Annotated in this window: 21 protein-coding genes, 2 pseudogenes and 1 other annotated feature; of the genes and pseudogenes, 18 read left to right on the forward strand and 5 right to left on the reverse strand. The window is 36.9% G+C overall.

Features of this window, described 5'->3' with window-relative positions:
- The 12 genes and pseudogenes from AC1VS3_RS09770 to eno form a co-directional block, all read left to right on the forward strand.
- Window positions 1-338, forward strand: a pseudogene (locus tag AC1VS3_RS09770) (type I glyceraldehyde-3-phosphate dehydrogenase); the annotation flags it as partial.
- 215 nt (window positions 339-553) lie between these two features.
- Complete coding sequence (locus AC1VS3_RS09775; protein WP_008978230.1) at window positions 554-733, forward strand: hypothetical protein; 180 nt, start codon at window positions 554-556, stop codon at window positions 731-733.
- 33 nt (window positions 734-766) lie between these two features.
- Window positions 767-975, forward strand: a binding site (T-box leader).
- 35 nt (window positions 976-1010) lie between these two features.
- Complete coding sequence (cysS, locus tag AC1VS3_RS09780; protein WP_117547980.1) at window positions 1011-2348, forward strand: cysteine--tRNA ligase; 1338 nt, start codon at window positions 1011-1013, stop codon at window positions 2346-2348.
- On the forward strand, window positions 2348-2734 hold the full coding sequence (locus AC1VS3_RS09785) for a Mini-ribonuclease 3 (RefSeq protein ID WP_008690617.1): 387 nt from the start codon (window positions 2348-2350) through the stop codon (window positions 2732-2734). Before cysS ends, AC1VS3_RS09785 begins: the two co-directional genes overlap by 1 nt.
- Window positions 2731-3453 (forward strand): 23S rRNA (guanosine(2251)-2'-O)-methyltransferase RlmB, encoded by a 723-nt coding sequence (gene rlmB, locus AC1VS3_RS09790; protein ID WP_117547981.1) that lies wholly within the window; start codon window positions 2731-2733, stop codon window positions 3451-3453. Before AC1VS3_RS09785 ends, rlmB begins: the two co-directional genes overlap by 4 nt.
- Window positions 3454-3552: 99 nt before the next feature.
- Window positions 3553-4149, forward strand: coding sequence for an RNA polymerase sigma factor (locus tag AC1VS3_RS09795; RefSeq protein ID WP_117547982.1), 597 nt, complete (start codon window positions 3553-3555; stop codon window positions 4147-4149).
- A 50-nt stretch (window positions 4150-4199) separates the two neighbouring features.
- Entirely contained in the window at window positions 4200-4349 is a 150-nt protein-coding gene (gene rpmG, locus AC1VS3_RS09800; protein ID WP_008690620.1) for a 50S ribosomal protein L33, read from the forward strand.
- Window positions 4350-4360: 11 nt separating this feature from the next.
- On the forward strand, window positions 4361-4537 hold the full coding sequence (gene secE / locus AC1VS3_RS09805) for a preprotein translocase subunit SecE (protein ID WP_008690621.1): 177 nt from the start codon (window positions 4361-4363) through the stop codon (window positions 4535-4537).
- 10 nt (window positions 4538-4547) lie between these two features.
- Window positions 4548-5099 carry a transcription termination/antitermination protein NusG gene (gene nusG, locus AC1VS3_RS09810; RefSeq protein ID WP_008690622.1) on the forward strand — a complete coding sequence of 184 codons (552 nt, stop codon included), beginning with the start codon at window positions 4548-4550 and terminating at the stop codon, window positions 5097-5099.
- 281 nt (window positions 5100-5380) lie between these two features.
- Complete coding sequence (locus AC1VS3_RS09815) at window positions 5381-5572, forward strand: hypothetical protein (protein WP_008690624.1); 192 nt, start codon at window positions 5381-5383, stop codon at window positions 5570-5572.
- Window positions 5573-5629: 57 nt separating this feature from the next.
- The gene (locus tag AC1VS3_RS09820) at window positions 5630-6388 is read left to right on the forward strand and encodes an HAD-IIA family hydrolase (RefSeq protein ID WP_117547983.1); all 759 of its coding nucleotides are present in this window, start codon (window positions 5630-5632) and stop codon (window positions 6386-6388) included.
- 93 nt (window positions 6389-6481) lie between these two features.
- Window positions 6482-7780: a phosphopyruvate hydratase gene (eno, locus tag AC1VS3_RS09825; protein WP_117547984.1), complete on the forward strand. Its 1299-nt coding sequence runs from the start codon at window positions 6482-6484 to the stop codon at window positions 7778-7780.
- Between the two features lie 188 nt (window positions 7781-7968).
- On the opposite strand, the gene AC1VS3_RS09830 is transcribed toward eno, so the two are convergent.
- The 5 genes and pseudogenes from AC1VS3_RS09830 to AC1VS3_RS09850 all read right to left on the reverse strand — a co-directional run bounded on the left by AC1VS3_RS09830 (window position 7969) and on the right by AC1VS3_RS09850 (window position 10482).
- The gene (locus tag AC1VS3_RS09830; RefSeq protein ID WP_270355637.1) at window positions 7969-8793 is read right to left on the reverse strand and encodes a recombinase zinc beta ribbon domain-containing protein; all 825 of its coding nucleotides are present in this window, start codon (window positions 8791-8793) and stop codon (window positions 7969-7971) included.
- Window positions 8794-8796: 3 nt separating this feature from the next.
- Window positions 8797-9114: pseudogene (locus AC1VS3_RS09835) on the reverse strand (recombinase family protein); the annotation flags it as partial.
- 101 nt (window positions 9115-9215) lie between these two features.
- Window positions 9216-9353: a hypothetical protein gene (locus AC1VS3_RS09840; protein WP_270355636.1), complete on the reverse strand. Its 138-nt coding sequence runs from the start codon at window positions 9351-9353 to the stop codon at window positions 9216-9218.
- Between the two features lie 225 nt (window positions 9354-9578).
- Window positions 9579-9977, reverse strand: a complete 399-nt coding sequence (locus AC1VS3_RS09845) for an RNA polymerase sigma factor (protein ID WP_481275626.1) — start codon at window positions 9975-9977, stop codon at window positions 9579-9581.
- The gene (locus AC1VS3_RS09850) at window positions 9937-10482 is read right to left on the reverse strand and encodes a hypothetical protein (protein WP_270355635.1); all 546 of its coding nucleotides are present in this window, start codon (window positions 10480-10482) and stop codon (window positions 9937-9939) included. Before AC1VS3_RS09850 ends, AC1VS3_RS09845 begins: the two co-directional genes overlap by 41 nt.
- Window positions 10483-10787: 305 nt before the next feature.
- Here AC1VS3_RS09850 and AC1VS3_RS09855 point away from each other — a divergent pair, with 305 nt between their 5' ends.
- From AC1VS3_RS09855 to AC1VS3_RS09880, 6 genes are read left to right on the forward strand one after another with little or no spacing between them, the layout of a single operon-like run.
- Window positions 10788-10997, forward strand: a complete 210-nt coding sequence (locus AC1VS3_RS09855; protein ID WP_103950526.1) for a helix-turn-helix domain-containing protein — start codon at window positions 10788-10790, stop codon at window positions 10995-10997.
- Between the two features lie 4 nt (window positions 10998-11001).
- Complete coding sequence (locus AC1VS3_RS09860; protein ID WP_117547987.1) at window positions 11002-13011, forward strand: type I restriction-modification system subunit M; 2010 nt, start codon at window positions 11002-11004, stop codon at window positions 13009-13011.
- Window positions 13008-14417, forward strand: coding sequence for a restriction endonuclease subunit S (locus AC1VS3_RS09865; RefSeq protein ID WP_481275627.1), 1410 nt, complete (start codon window positions 13008-13010; stop codon window positions 14415-14417). Before AC1VS3_RS09860 ends, AC1VS3_RS09865 begins: the two co-directional genes overlap by 4 nt.
- A 3-nt stretch (window positions 14418-14420) precedes the next feature.
- A complete protein-coding gene (locus AC1VS3_RS09870) occupies window positions 14421-17390 on the forward strand; it encodes a type I restriction endonuclease subunit R (RefSeq protein WP_117547990.1) in 2970 nt (989 codons plus the stop codon).
- Window positions 17391-17435: 45 nt separating this feature from the next.
- Window positions 17436-18464 carry a hypothetical protein gene (locus AC1VS3_RS09875; protein WP_481275628.1) on the forward strand — a complete coding sequence of 343 codons (1029 nt, stop codon included), beginning with the start codon at window positions 17436-17438 and terminating at the stop codon, window positions 18462-18464.
- Entirely contained in the window at window positions 18461-19642 is a 1182-nt protein-coding gene (locus tag AC1VS3_RS09880) for a hypothetical protein (RefSeq protein ID WP_481275629.1), read from the forward strand. The genes AC1VS3_RS09875 and AC1VS3_RS09880 overlap by 4 nt, the downstream gene beginning before the upstream one ends.
- Window positions 19643-19692: the final 50 nt, after the last annotated feature.

Consider the following 19692-nt stretch of genomic DNA (forward strand, 5'->3'; position numbering starts at 1 on the left):
TGAACGGTAAATTAATCGGTTCTGCTCAGCGTGTTCCAACTCCTACAGGATCAACTACTATCTTAGTTGCTGTTGTTAAGGGTAAAGTTACAGTTGATGAAATCAACGCTGCTATGAAAGCTGCTGCTAACGAATCTTTCGGTTACAACACTGACCCAATCGTATCTAGCGATATCATCGGTATGCGTTTTGGATCTCTGTTCGATGCTACTCAGACAATGGCTATCGAAATGGAAGATGGAAATACTCAGGTACAGGTTGTATCTTGGTATGATAACGAAAACTCTTACACTAGCCAGATGGTTAGAACAATCAAATACTTCTCTGAATTAGCTTAATTCAAGTATTGTAAGAACTTAAATAGGATTGTGGCTTAATGCTGCAGTCCTTTTTTGTTGTCTTCCTTTTTTTTACACATATGAGCCTAGCTTGTCTACTGGTGATTTCGTCTTAGAGCTCTATGAAAATCATGGTAAATATTATAAATGTTGAGGAAAGCACTTTTTAAATATTGTGAAAAGGTGTAAACTATAAGCATTCGGAGGTGAGATGGATGGCATTACGCACGAAATTAAATACCAATGATGAAGGAGAAACAAACGAACTTGATGATTTGGATGAACTCGATGCTGTCTATGTGAATAAACTAAAAGAAAGCAGCATCCAAGAAGATCTATTGGAACAGTTCAAAGATATTACGAAGCTTTTAGATGAACAAAAAGGAAAGAGTTAGTATTGAACTCTGGCCTTAAGCTTGTTATACTATAAAAAACTGATGACAAAGGATGAGTACTTGATACCATTGTGGCATAGCGATTTCTGGATGGTGGAAGCAGAAAGCATAAGGTAACAGGGAATGCCCCTTTGAGGGATTTTTCGATAAGTAGAAAAATACGTGACACGGCGTTATACGTGAAGAGTGGAAAAGCATATTTCAAGCAAAGTGGAACCGCGTCTAAGATAGGCGTCTTTGCAGTCGAAGTGCTTTTTTTATTGCTAGGAGGTAAGTTATGAAGCTATTCAATAGTATAAATCAGACGATCGAAGAGTTTAAACCAATCCATGAACATGAGGTCAATATGTACGTATGTGGCCCTACCGTATATAATTATCCTCATATAGGAAATGCCCGCCCCATCGTTGTTTTTGACACACTGAAAAGAACGTTTCAGGCATTAGGATATAAGGTGAAAATGGTGTCAAATTATACCGACGTAGATGATAAAATCATCAAAGTCGCAAAAGAATGTGGAGTTAGTGAAAAAGAGATTACGGAAAAATTTATCAAAGCCTATAACGACGATCGTCTGGCATTGCATGCCATGATGCCAGATGCAGCGCCAAGGGTTACAGAAACGATGGATGCCATTATTGCCTTTATTGAACTGTTAGTGAAAAAAGGTCATGCCTATGAAATTGACGGAGATGTGTATTTTCGTGTCAACAGTGTGGAAAGCTATGGGAAACTGTCAAATCAACAAATCGATGATTTGATGGTGGGAGCGCGTATCGATGAAAACAGCAAGAAAGAAAATCCTTTGGATTTCACCTTGTGGAAACGTACGGAAGAGGGCATTCAATGGAATTCCCCATGGTCCGTTGGAAGACCTGGCTGGCACACAGAATGTGTTGTCATGATCAATAAGGAATTTCATGGAGAGCATACGATTGATATTCACGGCGGTGGTATGGATCTGAAATTCCCGCATCATGAAAATGAGATTGCACAATCAAGAGCGGCTTATGAAACACCGATTGCGAACTATTGGATTCACAATGGAATGGTGAATATCGACGGTGAAAAAATGAGTAAGTCACTAGGAAATGTCATTTGGGCTAAAGACATGATTGAAAAAATTGGCGGCAATGTATTACGCTGGGTATTCTTATCGGCACACTATCGCAGCCCTCTGAATATTAACGAAGAGGCCATTGAAACAGCGAAGAAGGAATTGCAAAAGGTACAGACTTCTTTAAAACAGGCGTATGTAAAGCTAGCTCTTGCGGATGTGGAGATTACGGATGAAACAGAAGATACTTTGCTTACCCCATTCATGGATGCAATGCAGGATGATATGAATACGCCAAATGCCTTTGCAGCTTTGTTTGAGACAGTGAAAGTCTTAAATCAGACGATTCGCCAGCGGGAAACCGATTTGGCTTTCTTGCAAAGAATTGTCAAAACAGTGGAAACGATGTTGGATGTGTTAGGAATTGAAAATAACCGCTTGATCTTATCCGATGAGGATAAAGATTTGCATCGCAAGTGGAAAGCTGCCGTGAAGGAAAAAGATTTTGCTACGGCCGATGACTATCGCGCCCGCCTTATCGAAAAGGGTATTCTGTAATGGAAATACAGGAGTATAATGGTACTTCCTTGGCTTACATGGGAGATGCTGTGATGTCACTGTATGTAAGAGAGCTGCTATTATCGAAAGGTTATCAGAAATCCAAGGACTTACAAAAATTCAGTGAGGCATGGGTCAGTGCCAAAGCACAGGCAGGATTTTTGAATCAATTAGAAACCGAGGGCTTTTTTACAGAAGAAGAATGGGCTATTGTCTTACGTGGCAGAAATACCAATCCTAAAAGTAAGGCAAAAAATGCGGATGTTATCACTTATCGCAAAGCTACCGGCTTAGAAGCTGTTTTTGGCTGGCTATATCTGATGAAAAAAGAAGAACGGCTTTTACAGCTATGGCAACGCATTGTTGCATTAGGAGATGTAAAATGACACAATATGTATATGGTAAAAATGTAGTAAAACAGTTACTGCAGGAGGATAAAAAAATCTATGAGATCCTGATGGCAGAAGGTATGCGAGATACAGCTTTAGAAAAGCTTATCAAGGAGCATAAGATCACATGTAAGATTTTACCGCGTAAAAAAATGGATGGTATGTTACAGGGAAATCATCAGGGAATCGCTGCAAAAATTGATGACTATAAGACATATGAATTATTGGAATTGTTAGAAAGCATACCCAAAGGTAAAATGCCTTTGTTCGTGATGTTGGATGGTTTGGAAGATCCCCATAATTTGGGAGCAATCTTGCGTACCTGCGATTGTGTTGGTGTGGATGGTGTCATTATTGGTAAACATCGCAATGTTGGCTTAACCCCGACGGTGGCAAAAGTCAGTACCGGAGCCATTGATACGGTAAAGGTCGCCATGGTGACAAACCTGGCGCAATCTATTAAATATTTAAAGAAACAGGGATTTTGGGTCGTTGGTGCTGATTTCGAAAATTCTCGTGATTATCGCGAAGGGCAATACGATGTACCACTCGTAATAGTTGTGGGTAGTGAAGGCTTTGGCATCAGTTCTTTGGTAAAGAAAAACTGTGATTATTGTGTACGACTTCCTATGGAAGGGGTTGTAACCAGTTTGAATGCCAGTGTTGCCTGTGGCATTTTGTTGTATGAAATCTACAACCAAAGACATCCTTTATAAATACTTACTTCAATAGCATGCAGAAAGAAGTATGTCCTATTGTATATCGTATATGATAAATAACGTAATCCTTTTCCATACTCTCACGAGGAGGGTATTATGGAAAACACCAATCGTAAAAATGATTATGAGCTTCTTTATATGTATCGGCAAATGGAAGATGTCGCATTGCATCTTTTCATACAGAACTATAGCGTAAAAGTTTGGCGAATGATTCATCAGCATAGCACTGGGATGAATCAGCGAAATCGTGAAGAGTTATATCAATTGTGCATGATTAAACTATCAGAAGCAATTGATTCTTATCAGATGGATAAGCAAAGCTCCTTTGCTACTTATTACATGAAAATTGTGAAGCATGTAATTCTTGATTATGTGAAAAAGCAAGCGCGCTATCAGAGTCATATAGATGAGTTTACTATGCTGTATGGGTTTGAAGCCTGTGATGAAAGTGGTCATTATCTCAGGGAAGGAAATGAAGCATTTCCACATGCTAAAAAAGAACTGCAGAATGAACAATTGCGACAGCTGTTAAGCGAATCAAAAGTTATTCTTAAAGAGAGGGAATATCAAATCCTTGCTATGCGTATGCAGGGATATACTTATAAAGAAATTGCGGAAAAGCTGCATTTATCGCGTAATACCATAGATTATATGGTGCGAAAACTACGTAAGCAAAAAGATGGAATTGACTAAGACAAGACTTTATGATAAAGTTAATAAGCAAAGAAAGAGGTGTTTTTTTCATGAGCGATAAAGTAATTCTCACCTGCACCGAATGTCTTTCTCGAAACTATACAACTACAAAAAACAAGAAAACGCATAATGAGCGTATTGAATTGAAAAAGTTTTGTAAGAAGTGTGGCAAGCATACGATACATAAAGAAACAAAATAAGGAGGTTTCTTATGAAGTGGTTCAGTATTAATGGTATTTTAACCGAAATGAAACGAATTCGCTGGCCGAAGGGTAAAGATTTGGCAAAAGACAGTGCGACGGTCATCGCATTTACAGCTGTTTTAGGATTGTTTTTCTTCCTATGTCAGGTTGCATCATCCGGCTTTTTGAAATTAATTGGAATGTAGGAGGCAAGACATGGCAGAAGAACAGAAAAAACAATGGTATGTGGTAAATACATATGCCGGACATGAAAACCGTGTTAAGGAAAATCTGGAGCGTCGTGTTGAAACCATGGGCTTGCAGGATTTTCTGTTTCGCATCGTTGTAGCAGAGGAAAAAGAGATCGAATATAAAAATGGCAAAGAAGTTGAAAAGACCAAAAATCCTTTCAGCGGCTATTTATTCGTAGAAATGATCATGACAGATGAGGCATGGTATATTGTGCGTAACACACCGGGAGTTACCGGATTTATCGGATCCAGTGGTGGTGGAGCTAAGCCTTTCCCAGTTGCCGAAGATGAAATGGAAGCAATTCTGCGTCGTCTTGGCATGAGTGAGCGTAAAGTACAGATTGACTTTGCTGTAGGAGATCGTGTTCGTATCTTAAGTGGTGCTTTTGCGAATTCCGAAGGAACGGTGGAAGAATTACACGAGGATTCCCAAACAGCTATCGTCTTATTGATTTTATTTGGACGTGAAACGCCAACTGAAATCAGCTATGGTGATTTAGAAAAAGTAGAGCTGTAAAATAGACGGAAAGAGTCTTGAAACCAATCTGGTTTTGAGGCTTTTTTTATTTGGATGAAAATGGCTTTGCTGCATAACAAAGCAGATATAAATATGCAAAGCAAAACATAAGATGTCAGCCGTTTATAGTAAGTGAATCACAATATATGGGTAGTATATGATACGTTTTAAAGATGGTAACCTGTTGATAAATTTGATAAAAACATAAAAAAAGGTTTTCTTCCGCAATCTGACAAAATTAGCAGGAATGTCTTACTATACTGTAAGCAGGAAGTGATAATATGAGGGAACGCATTGGAATCATTCTGGGTATCAGTGGCATCCTTCTGCTGATTGAGCCAAGCATCAATCAACAGCAATTATATGGTTACCTTTCTTACATAGCAGAACACTACTGGCCGGTAGGACTGATTCTTGCAGGTATGATTCTAATCAATCCAGGAAAACGAAAAACACGCAGCAGAAACAGATAACGCTTGCTTTCCCAGTAGGATATGCTTTACTATTATGGGTAAGAAAGCAGGGATAAGATGAAGAAAACGTATTTAATTGATCTCGATGGAACAATGTATCGGGGAACTTTATTGATTGAAGGTGCTATGCACTTCGTTCATGAATTAATCAAACGCAAGGAAAAATTTTACTTTTTAACGAATAATGCCAAACGCACAAAACGCCAAAATGTAGAACATATGGAACGCATGGGATATTGCGGTATCAAGGAAGAACATTTTTTCACTAGTGCTATGGCTGCAGCTATCTATGCCCGTAAGCATTATGAAGGCAGAAAAGCATATTATATCGGACAGGATGGTTTAAAAGAAGCTCTGGAGGATGAAGGGTTTACCATAGATGATACAAACGCTGATTTTGTTTTTGTCGGCTTAGATACTTCCGGAACTTATGAAAAATATTCCAAAGCTTTAAAGCTGCTTCTAAATGGCGCCAAGCTGATTGGGACAAATGATGATCGCATACTGGCACAGCCGGATGGTTTTTCCATTGGAAATGGTTCTGTTGTAGCTATGTTTGAATATGCAACACAACAAAAAAGCCCGAAAATTGGCAAGCCTCATGATACGATTTTAGAAGAAGCTTTAGACTTTTTACATAAAAAGAAAGAGGATGTGATACTGATCGGTGATAATCTGGAAACAGATATTCTGTTAGGTGTACGCAATCAAGTTGAAACCGTTTTTGTGACAACCGGCGTTCATCAAAGAGAGGATATTGATCGATTAGGTATTCATCCTACGCATATCGTAGATGATTTACAGGAATTGTTATAGAAATATGTGAAATTTAGTTAGATTGAGCAAACTTCTTTCTTTGTACAGTTCCTGGTGTTATACTGAGAATAGATAATAAAGGAGGACAAAATTATGTCTGTTATTGTTGATGTACACGCAAGAGAAGTTCTCGATTCGCGAGGAAATCCTACCATAGAAGTTGAGGTGGAAACGGTCAGTGGAGCATTTGGCCGCGCCATTGTACCAAGCGGTGCCAGCACCGGAGAGCGTGAAGCCTTAGAGTTACGCGATGGTGATAAGAATCGCTTTAATGGCAAAGGTGTCATGACTGCCGTAAACAATGTGAATGAAGTCTTGGCAGATGTGGTGATTGGTTTGGATGTTACTGATCAGGCGGCAATTGATAAAGCTTTGATTGAAGCTGATGGCACAAAGGATAAGTCAAAATATGGTGCAAATGCCATCTTAGGTATTTCCTTAGCGGTTGCCCATGCGGCGGCTAACTTTTATGGATTGCCATTATATCGTTACTTAGGCGGCATAAATGCGAAAACATTGCCAGTACCAATGATGAATGTCTTAAATGGAGGAAGTCATGCGGATTCTTCGGTAGATTTCCAGGAGTTTATGATTATGCCAATTGGTGCTAAAAGTATGAAAGAGGCAATTCAAATGGGCGCTGAAACTTTCCATGCCTTGAAAAAAGTATTAAAGGAAAAAGGTCAAGTAACAGCTGTTGGTGATGAAGGTGGTTTCGCACCGAATCTGGAAGATAACGAAGCGCCATTGAAAGCTATTATGGAAGCAATCAAAGCTGCTGGTTATAAGGCCGGAGAAGATATTTGCATTGCTATGGATGTTGCGGCTAGTGAATTCTACAACACGGAAACGAAAATGTATGATTTGAAAAAATCAGGTCAGGGTTCTAAGACAACCGATGAGATGATTGCCTGGTATGATGAACTGGTAGAAAAATATCCGATTATTTCGATTGAAGATGGCTTAGGCGAACGTGATTGGGATGGCTGGAAGAAACTGACGGAGCATTTAGGCAAGAAAATCCAGTTGGTTGGTGATGATTTATATGTAACAAATCCGGCAATCTTACAGGAAGGTATTGATAAAGATATCGCTAATTCCATTTTGATCAAGGTAAACCAGATTGGCACATTGACGGAAACCTTTGATGCTATGGAGCTGGCTAAGAAACATGGGTATACGGCAGTTGTATCCCATCGAAGCGGTGAAACTGAAGATACGACGATTGCCGATATTGCAGTGGCATTCAATGCCGGTCAGATTAAGACTGGTTCTATGTCAAGAACTGATCGTATTGCCAAATATAATCAATTGCTTCGTATTGAAGAAGAGCTGGGTGATGTAGCAGTATTTCCTGGGAAATCTGCCTTCTATAATATTTACAAACATTAAATAAGTACTTAATGGAACACTGCGAAAGGATATCATGAATTCTTAAACAGTGTTCCTTTCCTTTAAAGCGTTCTTAGATGGTATCTTATTGTAGTATCTGGTAGTTCATTACGTTCAAATAAGTAAATGTGTGATATCACGTATGTGAGCATTTACCATGAAACAATCTGCCCTTGCTTGCATGTATCTTAAATATTTTTGAAACTGTTGGTTTTGCAACACTTATCTGAATCACGCAAAGGCAATTTGTGTGTGATAGTACCTGTTTCTCTCGTACCAGATATGTAACCGGTTGCCCGGAAGAACTCATCATAGTCCTCTTTGGTGCAACCTTTAATAAAGATATGACAGTAACGCTCGTCGTTTTCATCGACTATATAGATACGCTCCACAAAGGATTGTATCAGCGTTACCAACACATCCGGCTGTGCGCCTTTTGCGTATATCTCAAAGGATAACAGCCGTTCTTTTATTTCTTCAATATCTCTGACAGCATACATCTGACTTTGCCTGCTGTCCTCTAATTTTTGGAGCAAAGTTTCCGTTTCAGAAAGCTCATCTGTCAGTCCCTTTACATCGTCTTGTATAAACCGTTTTAAGTTTTCGTCTGCTTCACGCAGATTTTTCACCTGATTTGAAATAGCAGTTTCAAGCTGTGCTTTCTTTTTCTTTAATTCGATTAGTTCTTGCTCATTCTGAGAATTCTTAAAAATATCCGAAGCCTTTTGGTTTAGCAGTTTTACAAAGTATTCGCTGTCCTCATCGGAGAGATTGGATAACTGTTTGACTACAAATTCATCAAGCAGTACACCGTCAACAGCACGAAAAGCACATTCGCCTAAACGATAGCCGGGACAGACATACTTGAATCTTGGTTTACCGTTTGTCCATCGGTTCGATTCGGAAATCACTCTGAGTCGTTTTCCACAATGCGGACAGTAGATCAGTCCTGCAAGCAGGGCATTAGTCTTTCGGTGTGGGCAGTTGTACTTTTCTGCAATGGAATCAAGCATATTTTGTGTATCAATCCATTGTTGACTCGGAATAAAACCTTCGTGCCTGCCAACCGAGATAATCCATTCAGAAACAGGCTTTGCAGACATTAACTGCATAAATTTCGAAGAAATGAAGGTGCTGTCAGCGTCCTCAAACTTTTCTTGGTCGGTCTTGTTGTAGGCGGATAAGCCGTGCTGACCGTCAAACTCTGATAGATCAGCACATAGTCCGCCGCCGTTTTCGTAGAAATGGTTGTAAGCAATTTCATCAGCAATGCAGTAAACAGGATTTTTTAATAATAATCTTGTAGTGGAAGTGTTGAATTTGCTTCCGATCTTTGTGCGATAGCCGCAAGCGTCAGAACATAATAATCCTCATCCAGCATTTTATCTGCTGAAAACTCCTTATGCTCTGCGTCAATAAGATAATACTTGTTATTTCAAACAAGCAGATTGTCTTTGAAAATTGGTTCTTTATCATATACGGTCACACCTGTCTGGAAACAGCAATTAGCCGTTTTCATATTTCCATAGCCGTGGTCAACACCGATGATATATGTTTCTTGATATTTTTTCATTGTGATTGTCCTCCTTAATATTAATGATTTCTTGTTTGCTTCCCGAAAAAACAGGGCAGACATCACTACTTATCATTAAACAGCTTTGGTGTCCGCATTGCATACATAGGGTGTTCTTAATTTTGATTTGCTGCGATTTTATCAGATTGTACTGCACCCAAAAGACCTCCTTTCTGCTTTTGCGCATAAAAGAACACCTACCGATTTATACATCAATAGGTGTTGCTAGATAATTTTCTTATTGCTGAATCCTAAATCTTCACCGCTGAACTTTTCGTAAGCCAAGCCAATCTTTCGGATTCTTTTGTGAATAGCACTGTGAGTTTTGAAACCTAATTCTTCTGCGATTTTTTCGAGTGTAACATCATCCATTCGCATTGTGAGTATTTTCCTGTCTGTTTCAGAAAGAGTGTCTAAAAATTTGCTGACTACAATCGGTTCTAATACGGTAATCTCAACATTAACACTGTCATCGGGAATGTCCCACTCCATGCCGTCTGTATTCTCTGCATACTTATCTTTTAATTCATCAAGGGATTCAACGGATATTTTTGCACGAGTATGATACCACTTGCGGTAAAAATCAATTTTTTTGTCGGCTCTTTCGGTAATCAAAATCTTCAAAGCAGCGATATTCAGCCGCCACAGCAATGACCTCATTCATATTGTGTTTTGCCATTATTTTAGGAATGAGCCAAGTGAATGTTTCTGAGATTTCTTCTTCGGATATATATCCGAGGTCTTCGTCTACATTGCTGCTTTTTAATATGTCCTGTGACTTAGGGATAACCCCTTCGTCTTCCATTCCTTTAATCCAAATAGAAGCTGCGTGCGCATATCTCCAAGATGGTTCATATCCTGAATAGATCTCCCTTTTTGCGCCAAGCCCCATAAAAGGCCACACCATAAAGGCGTAAGCATCAATTATTACAAGCTTAAACAAATCACTTTTTACTATTTCTATGGCACGACGATCTTGAAGCAATTTTCTTGGATTTCTTGGAATCCTGTTTATTTCTTCTCCGCACTTATCTAAAATACTTTTGGGAATGAAGTAGAACGCAGAAATATATTCCGCATTGCGAAACGGCGTGATTTCGCCGTTTTTTCTTTTTAATAATATTGGCATGTTTTTTTTGCCTCCTTTCCAGAGAGTATGCTCTCTATTTATTAAACGACATAGAAATCTTATTTTGTTCCTAAATTATATATGAAAACATAAAAAATTCAAATGTGCCAGCTTGCGAAGATGGATAAAAGATAGGAGGTTTGTAGTATTCTTACGAAAAATTATTGAAGTAGAAGTTTATTCTAAAAATAACGATAAAAAACTTTGGTATCACTAAGTATTATGTTGAAATTTATAGCGTTTTAGATTATAATGTAAAATGGATTATAGTAAGAACATGAAAATGTTAGAAAGGTGGCTTTTATATGTCGGTGAGTTATAAAAAACTTTGGAAGCTTCTCATAGATCGAGATATGAAGAAAAAAGATTTAGCGGAAAAAGCCAATATTAGTTCGTACACACTTAGTAAATTAAATCGTGGTGACAATGTTAATACTGATACCTTGGTCAAAATTTGCAAGGCTTTAGATTGTCAAATAGAAGATATTGTAGAAATTATTTCTGAAGGAGAATGATAAAATGGATAACCAATTACAAAATTCAATCGTAAGTTTTATATGGGGTATTGCAGACGACTGCTTAAGAGATGTTTACGTCAGAGGTAAATATAGAGATGTCATTCTTCCTATGACAGTTATTCGTCGTTTGGACGCAATGCTTGAAGAAACAAAACCGTCGGTTTTAGAAATGAAAAAGAAAATGGATGAAGCTGGAATTACAAATCAATGGCCAGCGTTATGCAATGCAGCAGGACAGGCTTTCTGCAACTCTTCACCATTCTTATTAAAAGACCTTACTAGTAGAGCAAAGAAGCAGACACTTAAAGTTGACTTTGAAGCATACTTAGATGGATTCTCACCTAATGTTCAGGAAATCTTGGAAAAATTCAAGTTCCGTAATCAGATTGATACGATGATTGATGCTGATATTCTTGGAGCGGTTATTGAGAAATTTATCTCTCCAACCATTAATCTTAGTCCGAAACCTGTTTATACAGATGATACTATGAAAAAAATCAAGCTGCCTGCTTTGGATAATCACGGTATGGGTACAGTTTTTGAAGAATTGGTTAGAAGATTCAATGAGGCAAATAATGAAGAAGCCGGAGAACACTGGACACCACGAGATGTTGTTGACCTTATGGCAGATTTAGTCGTTATGCCAGTTGCGGATAAAATAATGGATGCAACGTATTCTTGTTATGATGGTGCTTGTGGTACTGGAGGTATGTTAACAGTTGCACAGGAAAGATTAATGACAGTTGCAAAAAGACGTGGAAAAGAAGTATCTATTCATCTGTTTGGACAGGAGATTAATCCTGAAACTTATGCTATTTGTAAAGCAGATATGCTATTAAAAGGTGACGGAGAACAGGCGGAACATATTGCTTACGGTTCCACATTATCCGCAGACGGTAATGCATCTCGTCAATTTGATTTTATGCTTGCTAATCCGCCATACGGAAAAAGCTGGAAAACAGATGCGGAAAAAATGGGAGGAAAGAAAGATATCCTCGATAGTAGATTTAATGTATATCTTGAGGACGGCACTCAGTTGGGTATGATTCCTAGAACAAGTGATGGTCAGCTTCTATTTTTGCTTAATAATGTTTCAAAAATGAAAAATGATACACCTCTTGGTAGTCGTATTGCAGAGGTTCATAATGCATCATCTTTATTTACTGGTGATGCTGGTTCTGGGGAAAGTAACGCAAGACGATATATGATTGAAAATGATTTGGTAGAAGCAATAATCGCCCTTCCAGATAATATGTTTTACAATACACCACTTGGAACATATATATGGGTTTTGTCAAATAAAAAGGAAGAAAGAAGAAAAGGTAAAATCCAGCTAATAGACGCAACTGCTATGAAATCACCATTGAGAAAAAACATGGGTAAAAAGAATTGCGAACTTTCTTCTGAAATAAGAAAAGAAATTATTCGTATATTCCTTGAAATGGAAGAGAGCGAAGTTAGTCATGTTTTCGATAATGATGAATTTGGATTTTGGTCAGTTACGGTTGAGCGCCCATTAAGATTGAAGGTGTTTCCAGAAAGAAAGATTCCAAACTCAGTGTTTAAAAAAGAGGAGGAAGCTTTGTTAGTCAAAAAAGCTTTATCCGCATTGCCTTCAAGCGTTGACTTATATGATTGGACTGCTTTTTCAAAGGCAACAAAACTCAAAGCAGCCTTATTGAAAAAAATTCGCCCGTATATTACAGAGAAAGATGCTGCTGCAAAGATTGTACCGGGTGAAAGCGATAGTGATTTGAAAACAACAGAAATAATTCCATTTAAGTATGAGGGAGGAATTGACCAATTCATGAAGAACGAAGTTCATCCTTATGCTTCAGATGCGTGGGTTGATGAAAAAACAATTAAAACGGGATATGAATTATCGTTTATTAGATATTTTTATAAACCTATGGAACTTCGTTCTATGGATGTAATAGTTGAAGAACTAAAAACTTTAGAAATTGAAACCGACGGAATGCTTAGTGACATTTTGGAGGGATTGAGCTTATGAAACATTACGAAGATTACCAAACATTAAAGGATAATTGGCTCGGTGATATTCCAAGTCATTGGGATGCCTTAAGAATAAAGCGCATTTTTCAAGAGAGAAAAGAAAGAAATAACCCTATTGTGACAGATTTTATTCTTTCACTTACGGCCAAACAAGGTGTTGTTCCGGTGGCGGAGAAGGAAGTCTCTGGTGGTAATAAACCAAAGGATGATTTAACTTTATATAATGTTGCCAGAGAAAACGATTTGTTAGTTAACTGTATGAATGTTGTGTCTGGGGCAGCAGGTGTTTCAAAATGGGTTGGTGCTATAAGTCCTGTTTATTACGCGCTCTATCCAAGAGAAGATAACAGATGCAATGTGTGGTACTACCACAGAATTTTTCGATTAATTACCTTTCAAAGAAGTCTTTTAGGATTAGGTAAAGGTATATTGATGCATGAATCTAGCACAGGAAAATTAAATACTGTTCGAATGCGTATCTCGATGGATTACTTGAATAATGTTGTTCTCCCTGTTCCTCCAAAAGATGAACAAGACCAAATCGTTCGTTATTTAGATTGGCAATTATCAAAAATTAATAAGATGATATCAGCTAAACGCAAGCAGATTGCAAGACTTAATGAACATCTATTATTTGCGGTAAATGAAGCAGTAACGCATGGAATTAATGGAACACCTTTAAAAAACAGTGATGTTTTTTGGATGGGAGATATCCCTGAAAATTGGCAAGCTATTAAAATTAAATGGCTTTTTGATGAGACTAATGAAAGAAATGACGAGTGTAATGCTGAATTATTGACTTTCAGTAGAAAGAGAGGACTTATTCCATTTACTGAGGCTTCGGATAAAGAACCAAGTGCTTCTGATTTATCAAATTATCGTTTAGTGAAACCGGGACAACTTCTAGAAAACAGAATGCAAGCATGGAGCGGAATGTTTATTTGTGTAACTAGAGAAGGTTGTGTTTCTCCTGATTACAGTGTTTTTAATCCTTCAAAGGACAGATACGTTAATGTGAAGTTTTATGAATATGTATTCAGAAATCCGTTACAGGTTGAACAGTTTGCAAATGCATCAAGAGGTGTTGGAAGTGGATTTAATCGTCTATATACACCAGCATTTGGTTCGATTTATACCGTATATCCTCCACAGGCAGAACAGGACGCGATTGTTGATTACTTGGATAAAATTAAGATGGAATATCAATCTGTAATCGGAAAGATTGAAGACGAGATTGAAATATTGCATGAGATGAAAGATAAATTAGTTTCAGATGCTGTTACAGGTAAAATTGATGTTCGAGATATTGAAGTTCCGGATTATGAATACGTGGATGAAGATAACGACGATATTGAGGATGATTCAGAAAATATTGATGGAGAGTCTAATGATGAGGAGGTGTAAGCTATGTCATTTACCAATACAAAAGAGAGTGGCCTAGAGTCATTAATTGTAAAATGGCTTGTTGACCAGAACGGTTATGAGCAAGGCACTAACACAGATTATAATCGTGACTACGCTATCGATGAGGCTCGTCTGTTTCGCTTCCTTCAAGATACACAACCAGATTCATTGACAAAACTTGGTGTGTTCAAATCTGAGATAAAAAAGAAGCAGTTTTTGAACAGATTACAGGGTGAAATTGCTAAACGAGGCATTATTGATGTGCTTAGAAACGGTGTAAAAATATACCCGGCTAATCTCATTATGTTCTATCTTACACCGACAGAAAATAATGTTAAGGCGAAAGAAATGTATGATAAGAATATTTTCAGTGTTACTCGTCAGCTGATGTATTCTAACGATTCAACAAGACTTGCTCTTGATATGTGTGTCTTTATTAATGGACTTCCGGTAATCACATTTGAGCTTAAAAACCAGCTTACAAAACAGGATGTTGAAGACGCAGTACAACAATATAAAACAGATCGTGATCCACGAGAATTATTATTCCAATTTAAGCGTTGTATGGTGCATTTTGCGTTAGATGATGCTCGAATTAAATTCTGTACAAAGCTTGATGGAAAGAACAGCTGGTTCTTGCCTTTTGATAAAGGTTATAACGATGGAGCCGGCAATCCGCCAAATCCAGACGGAATAATGACAGATTATTTGTGGAAAGACATTCTTACAAAGGATAAGCTTAGTCGTATTATCGAAAACTATGCTCAGGTTGTAGTTGAAGAAGACCCAGAGACCAAGAAGAAAACTGTTAAGCAGATATTCCCACGTTATCATCAGCTTGATGCAGTTGAAAGCTTGCTTAAAGATGTGAAAACTAATGGAATTGGAAAAAGATATTTAATTCAACATAGTGCGGGTTCAGGTAAATCAAATTCTATTTCATGGCTTGCACATCAACTTATCGGTCTTGAAAAAGACGGTCATCCTATGGTTGACTCCGTGCTTGTTGTTACAGATCGTAGGATACTTGATAAGCAAATAAGAGACAATATTAAACAATTCATGCAAGTGGCAAATACTGTAGCATGGGCAGAACATTCTGGGGATTTAAGAAAAGCAATTCAAGGTGGTAAGAGAATCATTATTACTACCGTTGAAAAGTTTCCTTATGTTGTTCCGGATATTGGTGCTAGCCATAAAGAAAACCATTTTGCTGTTATTATCGACGAGGCTCATTCTGGTCAGAGTGGACGCAACTCTGCCAATATGAACTTAGCACTTTCAGGGCTTGCAACAGGTGATGAAGTTGATAATGAAGATAGAATCAACGCAATGATGGAAGGGCGAAAGTCACTGACAAATGCAAGTTATTTTGCATTTACTGCTACTCCTAAAAATAAAACATTAGAAATTTTCGGTATGTTAGTTGTAGATGAAAATGGCAACCCAATTCTCAATGAAGATGGAGAATTGCAGCACAGACCATTTCATTCTTATACAATGAAACAGGCTATTCAAGAAGGTTTTATTCTTGATGTTTTAAAATATTATACACCGATTTCAAGCTACTATAAGCTTATGAAAACAGTACAAGATGACCCGAAGTTCGACAAGAAACGTGCTCAAAAGAAATTACGCTCTTTTGTAGAAAGTGATAGCTATACCATCGCTCAAAAGGCTGAAATGATGGTAGAACATTTCCACGAGCAAGTTATTTCAAAAGGAAAAATTGGCGGACAAGCTCGTGCTATGGTTGTAACTTCAAGTATTCCTCGTTGTATAGAGTATTACTTTGCGATAAATAAATGCCTTGAAGCTCGCCATAGTCCATATAAAACTATTGTCGCATTTTCGGGTGAACACAAATATCAGGGACAAGAGCCTGCACTCACTTCAGCAGGATTGAATGGATTTCCAGACGCAAAGATTCCGAAAACTTTAAAGACCGATCCTTATAGAATTCTGATTGTTGCCGATATGTTCCAAACAGGATTTGACGAACCACTGCTTCATACAATGTATATAGATAAAATGCTTTATGATATTAAGGCTGTTCAGACATTATCAAGATTAAACAGATGTCATCCACAAAAGCATGATACATTCGTTTTGGACTTTGCAAATAGTCTGGATATGATTGAAAAATCTTTCTCAAGATATTATAGAACAACACTTCTTTCAGGAGAAACAGACCCGAATAAATTATATGATTTGATTGCTACGATGGAAGGATACCAAGTTTATTCAGACAAAGATGTTGAATCGCTTGTAAATCTGTACATTTATGGAGCTGAAAGAGATAAGCTTGATCCAATTCTTGATTTTTGTGTAGTAGCTTATAAAGGATTAGAAACAGATGATCAAATTAAATTCAAGAGTTCTGCTAAAGCATTCTGCCGTACCTACGGATTCCTTGGAGCAATTCTGCCTTATGGAAATGCTGAATGGGAGCGCTTGTCAATCTTTATGAATCTACTTATACCTAAGCTTCCATCACCTCGTGATGATGATTTTTCTGAAGGTATATTAGATGTTATTGACCTTGACAGCTATCGATTAGAAGCTCAGGAATCAATGTCAATAAAACTTGCAGATGAAGATGCTGAAGTCGCACCTGTTCCAGCAGGTAGTGCAGGACATATTGTAAATCCTGAAATGGATTATCTTTCTATGATATTGAACGACTTTAACGATATGTTTGGAAACATTGATTGGAAAGAACCGGATAATGTTAGAAGACAAATTATTGCTATTCCGGATATGGTCGCTAAAGATGAGAAGTACCAAAATGCAATGAAGAACTCTGATAAACAAAATGCTCGTATGGAAAGTGAACGTGCTTTGCAGCAAGTGATTTTCTCAGTTATGGCAGATAACATGGAACTGTTCAAACAATTTCAAGACAACCCATCTTTTAAGAAGTGGCTATCTGACTTAGTGTTTAATACAACATATACATCCGATAAAAATTAACAGAAGCAGTGCAAGGTGAATTAGTGGAATTGGAGGGATGAGATAATGTCATATACGGTTTGCTCATCAGAAAAATTAAGAAAATCCGGTGCAGATGCGGAAACTAAAGCTATGCTTTATCTTATGAACTTCCGTGAAGATAGTTCTGAGATGAATTATTTTGTAGTGGACTTTTTTAATGATGTTACAGGCATGGATAGAATGGGCAGAAAATTATGGGATGTTCAATCTAAGGCAAGTAAAACAGCAAGTGCTAAAGGAATTGGCAGAGAGTTAGTTACACTTTTTAAAAACTATTTAAGTGAATTTACATTTGTTGATTATGTAATCTTTATGGGTGGAGTTCCTGACACCTTTAGGATAGATTCTTCACAAAATCTTTTTGATGCAACTAATATTAATGAAAAGGCTTTAATCAGTGTCAGAAAAGGACTTAAAGAAGAAAGTGAGAAAAAAGAATATATTGACAATTCTTACATCACAGATAAAAATATTGATGATTTTTTAAAAGTAGTTTGGTTTGTTGTTGATGATAAGTTACCGCAAGATTATATTAAAGAGATTATAAAAAATCATCCATCAATCATTCCACCTGATTCTGAGTTAATAAGTATTTTTAATGAGATTAGAAATAAACAATCAGAACTGAAAAATACAAATGTAGAGGGCGTAACAATAGAAAGGATTGATGAAGTTCTTTCGTATGGCAGAGAATTAAAAACGCACGAAATAAGATTGTTAGTTCTGCAAAGAATTCTAAATACCGATCCTCTTTCAAAAGGTATACCTGAACCGTTTATGGAGGTGTACTTGAAATATCCGGAGGAAAGAAGAAAAATGCTACTAGAGCAATGTCAAAGTGCAATGTGCAGAGCATTATTTAATAATTCACTTGCACAAGCTTATTGGGCATTGTTTGATAGTGTTTATACATCAATTATTCATAATCCTGATAAAAATATCGATTATATTGTTGATTCGATTCCGGATGAAGTGTTAGATGCGTGTACGGATTTTGATGCATTTTCATTAAAGTATTTTATTGCCAAAATTAAGGAAGGGGTATCACAATGATTATACGAAAAGTGGCTGTTGGTAATAGTGAAGAAGCCTTTATTGAAGATACTTTTTCAGAAGGGCTAAATATATTACTGAGTGATGATAATAATAAAGGTAAAACTATTATTATTCAATCTATGCTTTACGCACTTGGAAATAAGCCTATTTTCCCTGATTCATTCAATTACAAAGATTTTGTTTATTATCTTGAATTTGAACATAATAGTGAAATATATATTATCGTAAGGTCTGGAGATGAATTTGTTCTGAAATATTCTGATAAACTAGGAGTTTTTGAAGGGATGTCAGAGTTAAAAAGATTTTGGAATAACAATATTTTTCAGTTGCCTATGATTCAATTTCAGGGTGAAAAAAGAATTGTTGATATGGAGCTGTTTGTTCAATTATTCTTTGTGGGTCAAGATGGCAAAGATACATCGACTATTTTTAATAGTGGATTTTATCACAAAGATGATTTTAGAAATATGTTGCTTTCATATTCCGGTGATTTTTCATCAGAGATTACTCCTACAGAAATAAAAAAGATTAAAGATAAAATTAAAGAGTTAAAGGCTCGAAGAAAAGAACAATTAAACTTGTCTGATTTTTATAAGACAGTTGCGGTTGCACCAGAGTATTTGAGCAAAATTAAAGATAGAGATGCGTTTAATAAACGTGTTGATGAAATGGACTCTATAACGGATTTAATTACCGAAATTAAGAAAAAAAGGAATCGCTTAGCTGCCGAAAAATCATTATGGAATGGAACATTAAAAGAACTTAATTCATTAAATAGGAATATTAAAGTAGGTGAATTACGTTGTATGGATTGTGATTCCACCCATATAGCTTATAAAGGAACAAGTAAATCTAAATATTCCTTTGATATTTCGACGCCATTGATGAGAAAGCAAATAATAGAATCTATAAATGAGAAGATTTCTGATTTTACAGAAGAAATAAAAAAGCTTGATTTTGAAATACAAAAGCAACAAGAGGAACTCAATTCTTTGATGGATAATGAGGATATAACAATAGAAAATATTGTTGCATATAAAATGGGATACAATAGTGTTGCTGATATTGAACAAACAATAGACGATATTGACAAAGAACTCGAACAATATGAAGGTACTCTCAAAGTTGGAAAAAGCTTTTCGGATGAAGCAAAAGAGGCAAGAGAAGAATTCTGATACGATTCTCAAAAGTAGACAGTACAAATAATTAAAACGTACTGAATACA

It is taken from the genome of Longicatena sp. (assembly GCF_982403165.1).

Coding starts and splice junctions, on each gene's coding strand:
- AC1VS3_RS09775 (WP_008978230.1), top strand. CDS start 554: ATGGCATTACGCACGAAATTAAATACCAATGATGAAGGAGAAACAAAC.
- cysS (WP_117547980.1), top strand. CDS start 1,011: ATGAAGCTATTCAATAGTATAAATCAGACGATCGAAGAGTTTAAACCA.
- AC1VS3_RS09785 (WP_008690617.1), top strand. CDS start 2,348: ATGGAAATACAGGAGTATAATGGTACTTCCTTGGCTTACATGGGAGAT.
- rlmB (WP_117547981.1), top strand. CDS start 2,731: ATGACACAATATGTATATGGTAAAAATGTAGTAAAACAGTTACTGCAG.
- AC1VS3_RS09795 (WP_117547982.1), top strand. CDS start 3,553: ATGGAAAACACCAATCGTAAAAATGATTATGAGCTTCTTTATATGTAT.
- rpmG (WP_008690620.1), top strand. CDS start 4,200: ATGAGCGATAAAGTAATTCTCACCTGCACCGAATGTCTTTCTCGAAAC.
- secE (WP_008690621.1), top strand. CDS start 4,361: ATGAAGTGGTTCAGTATTAATGGTATTTTAACCGAAATGAAACGAATT.
- nusG (WP_008690622.1), top strand. CDS start 4,548: ATGGCAGAAGAACAGAAAAAACAATGGTATGTGGTAAATACATATGCC.
- AC1VS3_RS09815 (WP_008690624.1), top strand. CDS start 5,381: ATGAGGGAACGCATTGGAATCATTCTGGGTATCAGTGGCATCCTTCTG.
- AC1VS3_RS09820 (WP_117547983.1), top strand. CDS start 5,630: ATGAAGAAAACGTATTTAATTGATCTCGATGGAACAATGTATCGGGGA.
- eno (WP_117547984.1), top strand. CDS start 6,482: ATGTCTGTTATTGTTGATGTACACGCAAGAGAAGTTCTCGATTCGCGA.
- AC1VS3_RS09830 (WP_270355637.1), bottom strand. CDS start 8,793: ATGCTTGATTCCATTGCAGAAAAGTACAACTGCCCACACCGAAAGACT.
- AC1VS3_RS09840 (WP_270355636.1), bottom strand. CDS start 9,353: ATGAAAAAATATCAAGAAACATATATCATCGGTGTTGACCACGGCTAT.
- AC1VS3_RS09850 (WP_270355635.1), bottom strand. CDS start 10,482: ATGCCAATATTATTAAAAAGAAAAAACGGCGAAATCACGCCGTTTCGC.
- AC1VS3_RS09855 (WP_103950526.1), top strand. CDS start 10,788: ATGTCGGTGAGTTATAAAAAACTTTGGAAGCTTCTCATAGATCGAGAT.
- AC1VS3_RS09860 (WP_117547987.1), top strand. CDS start 11,002: ATGGATAACCAATTACAAAATTCAATCGTAAGTTTTATATGGGGTATT.
- AC1VS3_RS09865 (WP_481275627.1), top strand. CDS start 13,008: ATGAAACATTACGAAGATTACCAAACATTAAAGGATAATTGGCTCGGT.
- AC1VS3_RS09870 (WP_117547990.1), top strand. CDS start 14,421: ATGTCATTTACCAATACAAAAGAGAGTGGCCTAGAGTCATTAATTGTA.
- AC1VS3_RS09875 (WP_481275628.1), top strand. CDS start 17,436: ATGTCATATACGGTTTGCTCATCAGAAAAATTAAGAAAATCCGGTGCA.
- AC1VS3_RS09880 (WP_481275629.1), top strand. CDS start 18,461: ATGATTATACGAAAAGTGGCTGTTGGTAATAGTGAAGAAGCCTTTATT.